A 17053-nucleotide genomic window follows, 5' to 3' on the forward strand; every position below is an offset into this window, starting at 1 on the left:
GGTGGGGGTTGGCCACCGGATGTTCGGGGGGGTGCCGTGCTCAGTGGTGCTCGGCGAGAGCGCCCTGGATGTAGCTGCAGGACAGCAGGATGAAGACGTAGGCCTGAAGCGCCTGGATGAACAGCTCGAAGACCGTCATCACGAGGACCATCAGGAACGAGACGCCGGCGTAGGCGATGCCGATGCCGTTGAGCAGGTACCAGCTGGCGATGGTGAAGATCAGCAGCAGTACGTGCCCGGCGAACATGTTGGCGAAGAGCCGGACCGCGTGCGTGAAGGGCCGGATGAGCAGGTTCGAGAGGAACTCGAAGAACATGACCACCGGGAACACCGGGCCGAGCGACTTGTCGTAGCCCGTGATGTTCTTGAAGGCGCCGACGAAGCCGTGCTTCTTGAACGTCAGGCTCACCCAGAGCACATAGACGACCGCTGCGAGGCCCGCCGGGAAGGCGATGATCGAGGTCGCCGGGAACTGCGCGACCGGGATGATCGACCAGATGTTCATCATCCAGACGAAGAAGAACAACGAGACCATGAGCGGGACGTACTTGTCGCCCTCCCGCTTGCCGAGCGTCTCGTAGACGACCCCACGACGAACGAAGTCGTAGCCCAGCTCACCGATCATCTGGAGCTTGCCCGGGATCAGCTTCGGCTTGTTGAAGGCCGCCCAGAAGAACCCGATGACGATGATCGTGCTCAGCAGTACCAACAGGATCGGCTTGTTGAACTCGAAGCCGCCGACCGTGAAGATCGGCTCGAAGACGAAGGAGTGCAGACCGGGGGTCGGGAAACCGCACCCTTCGAAAATATGACAATCGGTCTCGAAGGCGAGCGTCTTGGCATCACTCACCGCGAGCTCCTTCAGCGTGGCGCATGGGTACGGCAACCTCAATGTGTCGGCGCGGCCTGCGACCGCGGAACGGCACTGGACTGGACTTGCGGATATGGGGGCGGCGACTGGGCTCCGAGCCAAAAGGCGTCACAGGCACGGCTACCACCCACGCCAGCTCTGCCACAGTTGTGGCGAGACCATAGCAAATGAGCGGAGGCCCCTTTACACCGGCCCTACAGGTCACGACGGCGTCCGAGCGGAGTCCGGCTCCACGTAGAGGACCTTGGCCTTCATGTGGGATCGCACCTGTGCAGCGATCCACACCAGGGTGGCCGCAAGCAGGGTCAGGGCGAAGCACTTGGGATTGAACACCGAGGTGCCCCTGAAGATGGTCAACAGGATCATCAGGAGCAGGATCTGCGTGGTGTAGAGCAACAGCCCCATCATCTGGAACAGGTGGGGCAGCGAGCGCGCGGTCCGCAGCAGCACCACAAGGCCGCTGCACATGAACAGCAGAACAAGAACGGTGCCGAAGCCGGCGCCTAGCGCACCCTTGCCACCGGCCACGGCGGCACTGACCGCGACTCCCACCACGCCCGCGGCAGCGGTGGGCAGAGCACAGTGCAGGAGCGTTCGGGCGTCGTTGGACTGCATTGCGGCAGCTCCTCCGGCGAAATCTTGGGGGGGGTTCGTTTCGGTCGTCGAGAGATGACCCTAGCCCGAGGTGAACGAGGCGTGCCTCGTACGGGCGGCCTGTCTCGCTCCGGCCGCCCCAATATATCTCGGGTTCTCGTGAACCGTATCACAAACTATTTGATGCAGTCTTTACCCGGAAGTGTGCTCACCGTCACACGAACGGGCCATGCGGTAGCTCAGCGAGATGACACCGCGGGTGTGGACTTGGTATGCGCGCGTGATCGCGAGCGCGGGCGGTGCGCGCGTGCTCAGTACGTGTAGAAACCCTGCCCGGACTTCCTGCCGAGCAGGCCGCCGTCGACCATGCGGGACAGCAGCGGGGGAACGGCGTGCGTGGGCTCCTTGAACTCCTCGTACAGGGCCGTGCCGATGGCCGCGACGGTGTCCAGGCCGATGAGGTCGGCCAGTGCCAGCGGTCCCATGGGGTGCGAGCAGCCCAGTGTCATCGCTTTGTCGATGTCCTGCGCGCCGGCGAATCCCGCCTCGCACATCCTGATCGCGGACAGGAGATAGGGGATCAGCAGGGCGTTGACCACGAACCCGGAGCGGTCGCCGGCGTGGACGACCTGCTTGCCGAGCACCGTGGTGGCGAACTCCGCGGCGATGCGCCGGGTGCGGTCGCGGGTGAGCAGCGAACCGATCACCTCGACCAGGGGCAGCACGGGGGCCGGGTTGAAGAAGTGCAGGCCGAGGACCTGGCCGGGGCGGTCGGTCGCGCGGGCCAGCCGCATGACGGGAAGGGCGGAGGTGTTGGTGGCGAGGATCGCCTCCGGGTCCTCGACGGCCCTGTCCAGCGCCTGGAAGATCCGCAGCTTCGTGGGCTCGTCCTCGGGGGCCGCCTCCAGGACCAGTTGCCGGTCGCGGAAGGCGGCGAGGTCGGTGGTGAAGGAGACGCGGGCGAGCGTCTCTTCGCGGGCCGTGTCGCTGATCCTGTCCTTGCGGACGGCGTGGGCGAGGGAGCGTTCGAGCCGGCCGCGGCCCCGGGCCAGCCCGTCCTCGCCCGAGGACGTGACCAGTACGTCGAGCCCGGCCCGGGCGCACACTTCGGCGAGGCCCGCGCCCATCACTCCGCAGCCGACCACGCCCACGCGCCGGATCGCCCGCGCGGCGGCGGACTCCTCGGTCGCCTCGGGCTCGGTCGCCTCGGGCGCGGACGTGGTCACGGGGGTCGGGGAGGCCGCCGTCGCAGTGCTCATCACATCTCCTTCGCGCCGGGCACGGCCCGACGGGCTCTCTCGGCCGATTACCAGCGTCTTCACGACAGGCGTACGGGAACTGGAGGCGCTCTCAGCCGGCCTGTCGCGTCGGTGTGAGTCCGCGCAGCGGGTTGAGGCGTTCCTCGCCCAGGTCGGCACGGCGTTCGGGGTCCGTCACGCCCTGGCCGGGGCCCGATGCCAGGCACAGGACTCCGACCTTGCCGATGTGCTGGTTCGTCTGGACCGACCGGGCGGCCTCGCCGATCTCCTCCAGGGGATAGACCGCGGACAGCGTCGGCACGATGCGGCCGAGGGAGACGAGGCGGTTGCACTCCCATTGTTCCTGGAGGTTCGCCGCGTGGCTGCCGATGATTCGCTTGAGTTTCATCCACAGGTAGCGGTTGTCGTAGCCGTGCTGGTAGCCGGTGCTGGAGCCGCAGGTCACCACCGTGCCGCCGCGCCGGACCACGAAGACCGAGACCGCGAAGGTGGCACGGCCCACGTGCTCGAAGACGATGTGCGGGTCCTCCCCCACCCGTTTGCGGATGGCGGTCCCGAGCCGCTTGCCCACCTCGATCACCGCACGGGGGTCGTCGGCCGTGCGGTCGTCGAGGCCGATGTCCTGGCGGTCGATGACCACGTCGCAGCCGAGTCTGCGGGCCGCCTCCGCCTTGGCGGGCGAGCTGACCACGCCGACCGGGATGCCGCCGCCGTTCTTGACGAGCTGCACCGCGTACGCGCCGAGTCCGCCGGCGGCGCCCCAGATCAGTACGACGTCGCCCTGCTTGAAGCGGGCGCCCCGGTCGCCGACGAGCATCCGGTACGCGGTTCCCGCGCACAGGGGGTTGCAGGCCGCCTCCTCCCAGCTGAGGTGGGCCGGCTTGGGGATCAACTGGCTTGCCCTGACGACCGCGTAGTGGGCCAGGCCGCCGAAGTTGGTCTCGAAGCCCCAGATCCGCTGCTCGGCGCCGAGCATCCCGTCGGCCTGCGTGGCCGGTTCCTGGTCGTCGGGCTGGACGCAGCTCATCACCACGTGGTCGCCGATGCCCCAGCGCCGTACGCCGGAGCCCACGCGCACGATCACGCCCGCCCCGTCGGAACCGATCACGTGGTACGGCAGATCGTGGCGTCGGGCCCAACCGCCCTGCGTCGCGAACTGCCGCAGGAAGCGGAACGTGGAGACCGGCTCGAACATCGCCGACCACACGGTGTTGTAGTTGACCGCGCTGGCCATGACCGCGACCAGCACCTCGTCCGGCGCCAGTTCGGGCATCGGGACCTGGCCGACGCGCAACGACTTGCGGATGTCCTTGTCGGCGACTCCGTCGAACATCCGGGCGTCCTCGGCCTGGATGTACGCGGCGGTGTACTCCCCGGGCAGCGGCGCGCGCTCCAGCTCCTGCGGCGGCGCGCCCGCACGTACCGCTTCGGTCAGCAGGGTCATGGTTCACCTTTCCCGGGGGTCACGTAGCCCGAGCGTCGATCCGTATGCGTGGGTCCACGGCGTTCCGCTGTTCCGTCCTTACCGAATTACCGCGGCTCCGAATTACCGAATGGCCGGGATCCTGGGGACCGCTCGGTGGGTCACGCCTCGCGGTGGCAGTGCACCTCGTCCGCGGGGATCCAGTCGCCTTCGTCGAACTTGATGAAACCGCGTTTGACGTAGTGCTTCTCGTCGACGATTTCGTACTGCTCCTTGAGCAGGAAGGACTTGCCGAATCCGAAGCATTCTCCGGTGAACGCGAGATAACCGTCCTGCCAGCCCTCGGAGGTCAGCAGGGTGCGGTTTCCCCAGTCGTCGTAGTAGTAGCCGGAGAACGACGATTCCGACTCGACCCACTGGACGACGAAGCGGCCGGTGAGGTCGTGCGCCTCGACCCGCTGCGTCATCTCGTAGGCGTGCCCGTGGAAGGTGGACGCGGTGTTCCAGGCGGCCGTGCCGGTCGTGGCCGGGTCGGCGGTGAAGTTGGTCCACTCCGCACGGAAATCACCGAGCAGGAAATCCAGATCCCGCATCTTCTCCGGGGCCGGCGGCCTGGTGAATTCCTGCTCGGCCGAAGTTTCGGCTTCCTTCTCAGAAACGCTCATTGCGGAATACACTCCAGTTCCTCGTCACGGCACGGGAATTCGCCGAATGCTAGGCACGGCCGCACCCCTAGCGCCAACCCCTACCCGGCCGCATTCCCGGGCGAGGCCGCTTCTGGGGTGGCTGAGGGGACGCGGCTAGGGGCGAGCCGTCCGTACCTTCGCCCTCGAAGGGCGCGGTTTGCCAATCTCTCAGGCAGGTTCACAGGTGACGAACGAAGCGCAGCTGGTTGATTACCTCAAGAAGATGGCAGCCGATCTGCGGCAGGCCCATCGGCGCATCAAGAAACTTGAGGCCGACGACACCGAGCCCATAGCGATCGTCGGGATGGCCTGCCGGCTGCCCGGCGGTGTCGGCTCACCCGACCAGCTGTGGGACCTCGTCCGGCGCGGTGAGGACGCCGTCACCGGCATGCCGACGGACCGCGGCTGGGAGCTCGGGGAGCTTTACGACCCCGACCCCGACCACCCGGGCACCTCGTACGCCACCGAGGGTGGATTCCTGCGCGGGGCCACCGAGTTCGACGCGGAGTTCTTCGGCGTCTCCCCGCGCGAGGCGCTGGCGATGGACCCGCAGCAGCGGCTGCTCCTGGAGACCGCCTGGGAAGCCCTGGAGAACACCGGTCTCGATCCGCGGTCGCTGGCCGGCTCGCGCACCGGTGTCTTCACCGGGCTGATGTACCACGACTACGCCTCGGGTCCCGGTGCCCTGCCCGACGAGGTCGAGGGCTATCTGAGCACCGGTATGGCCGCGAGTGTGGCCTCGGGCCGGATCTCGTACTTCCTCGGCCTCGAGGGGCCGGCCGTCACCCTCGACACCGCGTGCTCGTCCTCGCTGGTGGCGCTGCACCTCGCCGTGCAGGCGCTGCGGGACGAGGAGTGCGACCTGGCGTTGGCGGGTGGCGCGACGATCATGTCCACCCCCGCCACCTTCGTGGAGAACTCGCGGCAGCGCGGCCTCGCCCGCGACGGCAGGTGCAAGTCGTTCGCGGCCGCCGCCGACGGTGTCGGCTGGGGCGAGGGCTCCGCGCTGCTCGTGGTGGAACGGTTGTCGGACGCCCGTCGCAGGGGCCACCAGGTGCTCGCGATCGTCCGCGGCAGCGCGGTCAACCAGGACGGCGCGTCCAACGGTCTCACCTCCCCCAACGGGCCCTCGCAGCAGCGGGTCATTCAGCAGGCGCTGGCCTCGGCGCGGCTCGGCGTCGCGGATGTCGACGTGGTGGAGGCGCACGGTACGGGGACGACGCTGGGTGATCCGATCGAGGCACAGGCGCTGCTGGCCACCTACGGCCGGGAGCGGAGCGCCGAGCAGCCGCTGTGGCTGGGCTCGGTCAAGTCGAACATCGGGCACACGCAGGCCGCCGCGGGTGCCGCCGGGATCATCAAGATGGTCCAGGCGATGCGGCACGAGCAGCTGCCGAGGACGCTGCACGTGGACCGTCCGACGCCCGAAGTGGACTGGTCCGAGGGCGCGGTGGAGCTGCTGACCGAGAACCGCCCGTGGCCGCGCGGCGACCGCCCCCGCCGGGCGGGGGTGTCCTCGTTCGGGATCAGCGGCACCAATGTGCACGTCATCCTGGAGGAACCGGCGCCGGCGGATCTCGACGCGGACGGCCCGGCCGGGGCGAGCGGCTCGGCCGGCGCGGACGGCCCGGCCGGCGCGGACGGCTCCGTCACTTCCATCGCCTCCGGCACCTCCGACACTTCCGGCGCTTCCATCGCCTCCGGCGCTTCCGTCGCCGGAGCGCAGGTCGTGCCGGTGGTTCTGTCGGCGGCCACGCCCGCGGCGCTGCCCGCCCAGGCCGCCCGGCTGCACGCGCACCTGCTCGACCACCCCGATCTGCCGCTCGACGACGTGGCCTGCGCGCTCGCCACGACCCGTACCGCCTTCGAGCACCGGGCGGTGCTGCTCGCCGGGGACCGCGCGGAACTGCTGGACTCGCTGGCCGAGCTGGGGCGGGGAGGCAGTCCCGCCGGGCTGGTGAGCGGACTCGCCGGCGAGGTGCGCGGCGCGTTCCTGTTCACCGGGCAGGGAGCTCAACGTCCCGGCATGGGGCGGGAGTTGTACGAGGCGTTCCCGGCGTACGCCCGCGCGCTGGACGCCGTCTGTGCCGAGCTGGACGCCCGGCTCGACCGGCCGCTGCTGCCGCTGCTGCTGGCCGCCCCGGACAGCGAGGAGGCGCGGCTGCTGGACCGTACCCTCTACACCCAGTCGGCGACCTTCGCCCTCGGGGTGGCCCTGTTCCGGCTCCTCGAGGAGTGGGGTGTGCGTCCGCGGCTGCTGTCCGGGCACTCGGTCGGCGAGCTGACCGCGGCCCATGTCTCGGGCATGCTGTCGCTGGCCGACGCCAGTGAACTGGTCACCGCCCGGGGGCGGTTGATGCAGGAACTGCCCGAGGGCGGGGCGATGGTCTCCGTGGCGGCGACCTGGGACGAGGTGCTGCCCCTGCTGGCCGGGCACGAGTCGGTGGCCGGTGTCGCGGCGGTCAACGGGCCGGGTTCCGTGGTGGTGTCGGGCGACGAGGACGTCGTCACCGCCGTCGCGGCGCACTTCACCGGCCTGGGGCGCAGGACCCGGCGGCTCCCGGTGAGCCATGCGTTCCACTCGCCGCTGATGGACCCCGTGGTCGACCCGCTGCGGCAGGTCGCCGCCCGGCTGACGTTCGGTCCCCCTGCCATTCCGGTCGTCTCCAGCGTGACGGGCACCCTCCTGGAGCCGGCCGCGTGGGCGGACCCGGCGTACTGGGCGCGGCAGGCGCGCGAGCCGGTCCGCTTCCACGACGTGGTGCGCGCCCTCGACGCCGAGGGCGTCACCGTGTTCCTCGAACTCGGGGCCGATGCCGCGCTCACCTCCATGGCCGAGGAGACGCTCGCGTCCATGGCCGAGGAGACGCTCGCGGAAACCGGCACCGCCGGCGCGGTCGTCGCACCGGCGCTGCGCCGCAACCGGCCGGAGGTCCGCACCCTGACGGCCCTGCTGGCCCAGGCGCACACGGCCGGTGTGCCGGTGGACTGGGCGGCGTTCTTCGCCGGGCGGGCGGGACGGCGGGTGCCGCTGCCGACGTACGCCTTCCAGGGCACCCGGTACTGGCTGCGCGGCGTGCCCGGGGCCGGCGACATGGCCGCGGCGGGGCTGGCCCCCGCGGAACACCCGCTGCTCGGTGCCGTGCTGGTGCCGGCGGCCGGGGGCGGCCGGCTGTTCACCGGCAGGCTGTCCACGGACAGCCTGCCGTGGCTGGCGGACCACGCGATCGGCGACACCGTTCTGCTGCCGGGCACCGCCGTCGCCGAACTGGCGCTGTGGGCCGGGACGTACCTCGGCCTCGACTCGGTCGGGGATCTCACGCTGGAGCTTCCGCTCGTCCTGCCGTCGAGCGGCGGCCTGCGCGTCCAGCTCGCCGTGGGTGCTCCGGACGAGTCCGGCGAGCGTGAGTTCGCCCTGTACGCACAGGCCGAGGAGTCCGCCGAGGAGGTGTGGACGCGGCACGCCGGCGGCACCCTCACCACGGCTCGTACGCGTCCCGGAGACGAGCTGACGGCCTGGCCGCCCGCCGGGGCCGAGGAGCTGGACGTCGACGGCTTCTACGCGGACCTCGCGGACGCCGGTTTCCAGTACGGCCCGGCCTTCCAGGGGCTGCGCGCGGTGTGGCGGCGGGGCGAGGAGGTGTACGTTGAGGTCCGGCTGCCCGACGAGGTGGCCACCGGCGCCGGGGAGTTCGGGCTGCATCCGGCGCTCGCCGACGCCGCACTGCACGCGTCCGCGTTCGTGCCGGGCGAGTTCGGCCGGGAGCAGCGGGGCAGGCTGCCGTTCGCGTGGCGCGGGGTGGCGCTGCACGCGGCCGGTGCGTCGTTCCTGCGCGTTCGGCTGACGCCGACCGGCGCCGACTCGCTCTCCCTGTTCTTCGCCGACGCCGCCGGTGAGGCCGTGGCGACGGTGGACTCCCTGGTGGTGCGGCCCGCCGGGCGGATCGCGGCGCCGGACGGTGCCTCGGACGCCTTGTTCGTGCCGTCGTGGGCTCCGGTCGGCGCGGCCGAGCCGGAGGGCCGCTGGGCGGTGCTCGGTTCGGGGCCGCTCACGGGGCTCGCGGGCGCCGAGCGTCACCCCGGCCTGGCGGGGCTCGGTGCCGCGCTGGACGCGGGTGCCGGGATGCCGGAGTTCGTCGTCGCCACGGCCGGCCCGTCCGAGGGCTCGGGTGGCGCGGACGCGGCGGACGACCTCGCCGGGCAGGAGCGCGACCTTGCCGGGCAGGCGCACGACCTCGCCGGGCGGGCGCTGGACCTGGTGCGGTCGTGGCTGGCCGACGAGCGGTTCGCCGACTCGCGGCTGGTGGCGGTGACCTGGAACGCGGTGGCCGTGGGTGAGGGCGACCCGCTCGACCCGGTGCAGGCGGCCGCGTGGGGCCTGCTGAGCTCGGCGGTGACCGAACACCCGGGCCGGATCGTCCTCGTGGACGTCGACGGCACGCCGCGGTCCCTGGCGGCGGTGCGCTCGGCGGCCGGCTCGGACGAACCCCGGGTCGCCCTACGGGACGGCAGGGCCTTCGCTCCGCGCCTGACCCGGGCCGTGGCGGACGACGCCGTGGCAGGCGACGCCGTGCCGCGGGAGATCGATCCGCACGGCACCGCCCTCATCACCGGCGGCACCGGCACCCTCGGCGCCCTCCTCGCCCGCCACCTCGTCACCCGGCACGGGGTGACCAGCCTGCTGCTCACCAGCCGACGCGGACCCCACGCCCCCGGCGCCACCGAACTCGTAGCCGAACTCACCGCAGCCGGCGCCCACGTCACCGTCACCGCCTGCGACACCACCGACCCCGAACAACTCGCCACCCTCCTCACCACCATCCCCACCGAACACCCCCTCACCACCGTCATCCACACCGCAGGCACCCTCGACGACGCCACCACCACGAAGCTGACCGACACCCAACTCCACACCGTCCTCCAACCCAAGATCGACGCAGCCACCCACCTCCACCACCTCACCCTCCACCACCCCGTCACCACCTTCGTCCTCTACTCCTCCGCCGCCGGACAACTCGGCACCGCAGGACAAGCCAACTACGCCGCCGCCAACACCTACCTCGACGCCCTCGCCCACCACCGCCGCACCCACGGACACCCCGCCACCTCCCTCGCCTGGGGCTTCTGGAACCAACGCAGCGACATGACAGCCGAGGTCGACGAGCAGACGCGGCGCCGGATGGCCGGTGCCGGGGTGCTGCCGATCTCCGAGGAGCAGGGGGCGGCCCTGTTCGACGCGGCGCTCGCGCTGGACGCTCCGGTCGCCGTGCCGCTGCCGCTGGATCTCGGCGCGCTGCGGGCGCAGGCGGCCGTGGGCACCCTGCCGCCGCTGTTCCGGGGCCTGGTGCGGGCGCCGGTGCGCCGGGCGGCCGGTGCGGTCGACGGAGCCGGTGCGCAAGGGGCGTTCGCGGCCCGGCTGCGGGCGCTGCCGCGGGCGGACCAAATCCGGCTGCTGGTGGACCTCGTACGGACCCACGCGGCCACCGCGCTCGGCCATCCGACGCCCGACGGGCTGGATGCGCGGCGGACCTTCCGGGAGCTCGGTTTCGACTCCCTGGCCGCCATCGAGCTGCGCAACGGCGTGGGTGCCGCGACCGGTCTCCGGCTGCCCGCGACCCTGGTCTTCGACCACCCGACGCCGTCGGCCGTGGCGGAGGTCCTGCTCGGCGAGCTGACCGGCGGGCAGGAGGCGTCGCCGGCACCCCGGGCGTCCGCCGCCGTCGAGCCCGGGGAGCCGATCGCGATCGTGGGCATGGCGTGCCGTTATCCCGGCGGGGTGGCCTCGCCGGAGGAGCTGTGGGAGCTGGTCGCCGCAGGGCGGGACGCGATCGGTGACATGCCCGAGGACCGCGGCTGGAACGTGGAGGAGTTGTACGACCCGGAGCTGGCCCGGCCGGGCACCTCGTACGTGCGGGAGGGCGGCTTCCTGTACGACGCGGCCGAGTTCGACCCGGAGTTCTTCGGGATCTCGCCGCGTGAGGCGCTGGCGATGGACCCGCAGCAGCGGCTGCTCCTGGAGACGTCGTGGGAGGCGCTGGAGCGGGCCGGCATCGATCCGCGGGCGGTGCGCGGCAGCCGGACCGGGGTGTTCGCCGGGGTGATGTACCACGACTACGGCGCCGACCAGGCCGTACTGCCCGAGGAGGTCGAGGGGTTCATCGGGACCGGCTCGGCCGGCAGTGTCGCCTCGGGGCGGATCGCGTTCACGCTGGGTCTGGAGGGTCCCGCGGTCACGCTCGACACCGCGTGCTCGTCCTCGCTGGTGGCGCTGCACCTGGCGGCGCAGGCGCTGCGCACCGGTGAGTGCGACCTGGCGCTGGCCGGGGGCGTGACCGTGATGTCGACGCCGGGTGTGTTCGTCGAGTTGTCCCGGCAGGGCGGGCTGTCCCCCGACGGCCGCTGCCGGTCCTTCGCCGAGAGCGCGGACGGTACGGGCTGGGGCGAGGGTGCCGGGCTCCTGCTGGTCGAGCGGCTGTCGGACGCCCGCCGCAACGGGCACCCCGTGCTGGCGGTCGTCCGGGGCACCGCGGTCAACCAGGACGGCGCCTCCAACGGGCTGACCGCGCCCAACGGGCCCGCGCAGCAGCGGGTGATCGAACAGGCGCTGGCGAACGCGCGGCTCGGTGGCGCCGACGTCGACGTGGTGGAGGCGCACGGGACGGGGACGACGCTGGGCGATCCGATCGAGGCGCAGGCCCTGCTGGCCACCTACGGCCGGGAGCGGAGCGCCGAGCAGCCACTGTGGCTGGGGTCGGTGAAGTCCAACCTGGGCCACACGCAGGCGGCGGCCGGGGCCGCGGGCATCATCAAGATGATCATGGCTATGCGGTACGGGGTGCTGCCGAGGACGCTGCATGTGGACCGGCCGTCGCCCGAGGTGGACTGGTCCCCGGGCACCGTGGAACTGCTCACCGAGGAGCGGGAGTGGCCGGACGCGGGCCGTCCGCGCCGGGCCGCCGTGTCCTCGTTCGGGATCAGCGGCACCAACGCCCATGTCATCCTCGAACAGCCGCCTGCCGACGACGAGCCCGGGACATCCGGGACGGTTCCGGGCGGCGTGGTGCCGTGGGTGCTCTCCGGGCACGACCGGGCCGCGCTGTACGCCCAGGCCGAGCGGCTCGTCGCGCATGTGGCGGCGCGTCCCGAGCTGTCCGTGGCCGATGTCGGCAGGACGCTGACGGGCCGGGCCCGGCTGTCCCACCGCGCGGTGGTGCTGGGCGGCGACCGGGACGAGCTGCTGGCCGCCGCGGCCGGGCTGGCGCGCCGGGCCGGGGAGCCGGACGAGGCGCTGCCGCCGGGTGTGGTCGAGGGGTCCGTGCTCGGCGACGACCGCGTGGTGTTCGTCTTCCCCGGCCAGGGCGCCCAGTGGGCGGGGATGGCGGCGGAACTGCTGGTCTCCGCACCGGTGTTCCGGGCCCGGATCGAGGAGTGCGAGGAGGCGCTGCGCCCGTACGTCGACTGGTCGCTGCTCGCCGTCCTGCGGCAGGAGCCGGGCACCCCGCCCTGGGACCGGGTGGACGTGGTGCAGCCCGCGCTGTGGGCGGTGATGGTGTCGCTGGCGGCGCTGTGGCGTTCGTACGGCGTCGAACCGGACGCGGTGCTCGGGCACTCGCAGGGCGAGATCGCGGCCGCCTGTGTCTGCGGGGCGCTGGACCTCGCCGACGGCGCCCGGGTCGTCGCCCTGCGCGCCAGGGCGATCGGCTCGACGCTCGCGGGGCGGGGCGGGATGGTGTCGGTGGCGCTGCCGTCGGCGGCGGCCCGGGAGCTGATCGCCGGGTGGCCGGGGCGCGTCTCGGTGGCCTCGGTCAACGGTCCCGTCAGCACCGTGGTGGCCGGTGATCCCGACGCGCTCGACGAACTGCTCGCCCGCTGCGCCGACGACGGCGTGCGGGCCCGTCGCATCCCGGTCGACTACGCCTCCCACACATCCCAAGTGGCGGAGATCGAGGGCGACCTGGCCGCCGAACTGGCGGGGCTGACGCCGCGTTCGTCGGCGATCCCGTTCTTCTCCACCCTCACCGGGGCCCCGCTCGACACCGCGAAGCTGGACGCCGGCTACTGGTATCAGAACCTGCGTCACACCGTGGAGTTCGAGGCGGCGACCCGCGCGGCACTCGACCAGGGCTTCACCGTCTTCGCCGAGATCAGCCCGCACCCCGTGCTGGTGCCCTCGGTCCAGGACACGATCGACGATACGGGCCGGACCGCGGTGGCGGTGGGCTCGCTGCGCCGGGACGACGGCGGCGCGCGGCGCTTTTTCACCTCGGCCGCCGAGCTCGGTGTGCTGGGCGTCGGCGTCGACTGGCCGGCGGTGTTCGACGGCACCGGGGCCCGGCAGGTGGACCTGCCGACCTATGCGTTCCGGCGCCGCCGGTTCTGGCTGGAGTCCCGCCGCGGCGCGGGCGATCTGTCCGCGACCGGTCTCGAGGCGGCGGGCCATCCGCTCCTCGGCGCGGCCGTGTCGCTGGCGGGCGGCGAGGGCGTGCTGCTCACCGGCCGGCTGTCCGGGCGTAGCCATCCGTGGCTGCTCGACCACGCCGTCTCCGGCACGGTCCTGCTGCCCGGGACCGCCTTCGTGGACCTGGCGATCCGGGCGGGCGACCACCTGGGCCGTCCCCATCTGGAGGAACTGACCCTCCAGGCACCGCTGTTGCTGGGCTCCGGCCCCAAGGACGAGGTCACGGTGCAGGTCCGGGCCACCCCGGACGGCGAGACGGGCACCTGCACGGTCACCGTCCACTCCCGTACCGGCGAGGACGACTGGACGCTGCACGCGACCGGCACCCTCGGCCTGGACGCGCCCGAGGAACCCGCGCCGGATCCGGCGTGGCCGCCGGCCGGCGCGGAGCCGGTCGACACGGAGGGCGTCTACGACGGACTCGCCGAGGGCGGCTACCACTACGGCCCCGCCTTCCAGGGCCTGCGCGCGGTGTGGCGGCGGGACGGCGAGCTGTTCGCCGAGATCCGGCTGCCCGACGGCGAGCGGGAGGAGGCCGCGCACTACGGCGTCCACCCGGCCCTGCTGGACGCCGCGCTGCACGCCATGGTGCTCGCCGGCGACCAGGAGGCGGGCGTGAAGCTGCCGTTCTCCTGGACCGGGGTGCACCTGTACGCGACCGGCGCCACCGCGGCCCGGGTGCGGCTCACCCCGTCCGGGGACCAGCTCGCGCTGCTGCTCACCGACGAGACGGGCCGCCCGGTCGTCTCGGTACGGTCGCTGGTGACCAGGCCCGCCGCCCTGGCCGCCCCCGGCCGGTCCACGGGCGGCGCGCTGGAGGAGGCGCTGCTCCACCTCCACTGGACCCCCCTGACCGTCACGGTTGACGAGCCGGCCCCGTCGTACGCGCTGGTCGGCGCCGACCTGTTCGGGCTGGCGGGCGACCGTGCCGGCGTACGGGTGGGGGCGGATCTCGACGAGCTGGGCGCGGCCGACGGGCCGGTCCCGGACATCGTGGTGCACTGCCTCGCCCCCGGTGCGCCGGGCGATCCCGCGGCGGCGGCGCACACGGCCGCCCAGGAGACGCTCGACCGGGTCCGTGCCTGGCTGGCCGACGAGCGGTTCGGCTCCGCGCGGCTGGTGTTCGTGTCCTCGGGCGCGGTCGCGGCGGGCGACGACGAGGATGTCACCGACCTGGGGAACGCGGCGAGTTGGGGCCTGGTGACCTCGGCGGTGTCCGAGCACCCGGACCGGTTCGCGCTGGTCGACCTGGACGGCACGGCCGAGTCCCGGGAGGTGTTCGCGGCGGCGCTGGGGTGCGCGGAGCCCCGGCTCGCGATCCGCGGCGGCACGGTCACGGCGCCCCGGCTGGCCCGCGCCCAGGCGCATCCGGCGCTGCTGCCGCCGCCCGGCCCGACGCCGTGGCGGCTGGAGAGCACCGGCCGCGGCACGATCGAGAACGTGGCGCTGGTCCCCTGCCCCGAGGTCCTGGACCCGCTCGGTCCCGGCCAGGTCCGTATCGCCGTCCACGCGGTCGGGCTGAACTTCCGGGACGTCGTCGTCGCGCTCGGCATGGTCGAGGGGCAGAACGGCATCGGCGGCGATGTCGCCGGAACGGTCCTGGAGACCGGTGCCGGGGTGGGCAACGTCGCGGTGGGTGACCGGGTGCTGGGGCTGTGCTCCGACTCGTTCGGGCCGGTCGCGGTGTGCGACCACCGTTTTCTGGCCCCGATGCCGGACGGCTGGTCGTACGAGCAGGCGGCGGCCGTTCCCATCACGCATCTCACGGCCTACTACGGTCTGGTGGACCTGGCGGACGTGCAGCCGGGCGACTCGGTGCTGGTGCACGCGGCGGCCGGCGGGGTCGGCATCGCGGCCGTGCAGCTGGCCCGTCATCTGGGCGCCGAGGTCTACGGCACCGCCAGCCCCGGCAAGTGGCGGACGCTGCGCGACCACGGGCTCGACGCCGGGCACATCGCCAACTCACGGACCCTGGAGTTCGAGCAGTGGTTCATGGAGGGCAGCAGCGGCTGCGGCATGGACGTCGTACTGGACTGTCTGGCCGGTGAGTTCGTCGACGCCGGGCTGCGGCTGCTGCCGCGCGGCGGACGGTTCCTGGAGATGGGCAAGACCGACAAGCGCGACCCGGCGCGGGTCGCCGCCGCGTACCCGGGCGTGGCCTACCAGGCGTACGACCTGATGGAGGCGGGCCCCGACCGGATCCAGGAGATGCTGGTCGCGGTGCTGGAGCTGTACCGCGCCGGGGTGCTGGTGCCGCCGCCGGTCACCACGTACGACCTGCGCCGGGCCCGTGAGGCGATGCGGGACCTGAGCCAGGCGAAGCTGGTCGGCAAGGCCGTGCTCACCGTGCCGCGGGGGATCGATCCGCACGGCACCGCCCTCATCACCGGCGGCACCGGCACCCTCGGCGCCCTCCTCGCCCGCCACCTCGTCACCCGGCACGGGGTGACCAGCCTGCTGCTCACCAGCCGACGCGGACCCCACGCCCCCGGCGCCACCGAACTCGTAGCCGAACTCACCGCAGCCGGCGCCCACGTCACCGTCACCGCCTGCGACACCACCGACCCCGAACAACTCGCCACCCTCCTCACCACCATCCCCACCGAACACCCCCTCACCACCGTCATCCACACCGCAGGCACCCTCGACGACGCCACCACCACCACACTCACGGACACCCAACTCCACACCGTCCTCCAACCCAAGATCGACGCAGCCACCCACCTCCACCACCTCACCCTCCACCACCCCGTCACCACCTTCGTCCTCTACTCCTCCGCCGCCGGACAACTCGGCACCGCAGGACAAGCCAACTACGCCGCCGCCAACACCTACCTCGACGCCCTCGCCCACCACCGCCGCACCCACGGACACCCCGCCACCTCCCTCGCCTGGGGCTTCTGGAACCAACGCAGCGACATGACGGGCCACTTGGGCGACGCCGAGGTGGAACGGATGGAGCGGGCGGGCATGCGGCCGCTGGACAACGAGGAGGGGCTCGCGCTGTTCGACCTGGCGTGCGGGGCCGACGTACCGCTCCAGGTGATCACCCGGCTGACGGCGTCGGCGCTGCGGGCCGACCCGGACAGCGTTCCGCCGCTGTTCCGCGGTCTGGTGCAGGGCACCTCGCGGCGGGTGGTGCGGTCCGGCGGCGACGGGGCCGAGCTGCGGACGCGGCTGACCGGGCTGCCTCCAGCCGAGCAGCTTCGCAGGCTGCTGGACCTGGTCCGTTCGAACGCGGCCACCGTGCTCGGCCACGCCTCGGCCGGGGCGATCGCGGCGGAGCAGTCCTTCAGCGAGCTCGGCTTCGACTCGCTGACCGCCGTGGAGTTCCGCAACCGACTCGGCGCGGCCACGGGTCTGCGGCTGCCGGCCACGCTCGTCTTCGAGCATCCGACGCCGGCCGCGCTCGCCGGGGAACTGCTCACGCAGCTCGCCCCGGCCGGGCTCTCCGGCGCCGAGGCCGCCCTCTCCCAGGTCGACGCCCTGGAGGCCGCCCTCGCGGCGGTCACCGCTGACGACGGGGACCGCGACCGGGTCACCCGGCGGCTGCGCGGGCTGCTGGCGCAGTGGAGCACGGGCGATGCCGAACCGGCCGCGGCGGACGCCCTCGACGACCTCGACGCGGCCAGCACCGACGACCTCTTCGACGCGATCGACCAGGGGTTCGGTCTCTGACCGACGGCACAGACCCGGTCCTTCGACCGGACCGGACCCTGCCCTTCGACCGGCCCGGACCGAACCAGACCGGATCGGACCGGA

General features: G+C 72.6%; 6 protein-coding genes. 1 reads left to right on the plus strand and 5 read right to left on the minus strand.

All coding sequences use genetic code 11. The features are described 5' to 3' along the window. Positions 1–40: 40 nt before the first annotated feature. The 5 genes from atpB to GTY58_RS15095 all read right to left on the minus strand — a co-directional run bounded on the left by atpB (position 41) and on the right by GTY58_RS15095 (position 4812). Complete coding sequence (atpB, locus tag GTY58_RS15075; RefSeq protein WP_010984319.1) at positions 41–850, minus strand: F0F1 ATP synthase subunit A; 810 nt, start codon at positions 848–850, stop codon at positions 41–43. 222 nt (positions 851–1072) lie between these two features. Next, entirely contained in the window at positions 1073–1486 is a 414-nt protein-coding gene (locus tag GTY58_RS15080) for a hypothetical protein (RefSeq protein WP_010984320.1), read from the minus strand. Positions 1487–1776: 290 nt separating this feature from the next. Further along, on the minus strand, positions 1777–2724 hold the full coding sequence (locus GTY58_RS15085; protein WP_078234449.1) for a 3-hydroxybutyryl-CoA dehydrogenase: 948 nt from the start codon (positions 2722–2724) through the stop codon (positions 1777–1779). A 91-nt stretch (positions 2725–2815) separates the two neighbouring features. Continuing rightward, the gene (ccrA, locus tag GTY58_RS15090) at positions 2816–4168 is read right to left on the minus strand and encodes a crotonyl-CoA carboxylase/reductase (protein ID WP_010984322.1); all 1353 of its coding nucleotides are present in this window, start codon (positions 4166–4168) and stop codon (positions 2816–2818) included. A 140-nt stretch (positions 4169–4308) separates the two neighbouring features. Then, positions 4309–4812, minus strand: coding sequence for a hypothetical protein (locus GTY58_RS15095; protein ID WP_010984323.1), 504 nt, complete (start codon positions 4810–4812; stop codon positions 4309–4311). Between the two features lie 205 nt (positions 4813–5017). Here GTY58_RS15095 and GTY58_RS15100 point away from each other — a divergent pair, with 205 nt between their 5' ends. Beyond that, positions 5018–16969: a type I polyketide synthase gene (locus GTY58_RS15100; protein WP_079121367.1), complete on the plus strand. Its 11952-nt coding sequence runs from the start codon at positions 5018–5020 to the stop codon at positions 16967–16969. The last annotated feature ends 84 nt before the right edge of the window (positions 16970–17053 follow it).

The organism is Streptomyces sp. SID5469, from assembly GCF_009862865.1.
Taxonomy (GTDB): domain Bacteria; phylum Actinomycetota; class Actinomycetes; order Streptomycetales; family Streptomycetaceae; genus Streptomyces; species Streptomyces avermitilis.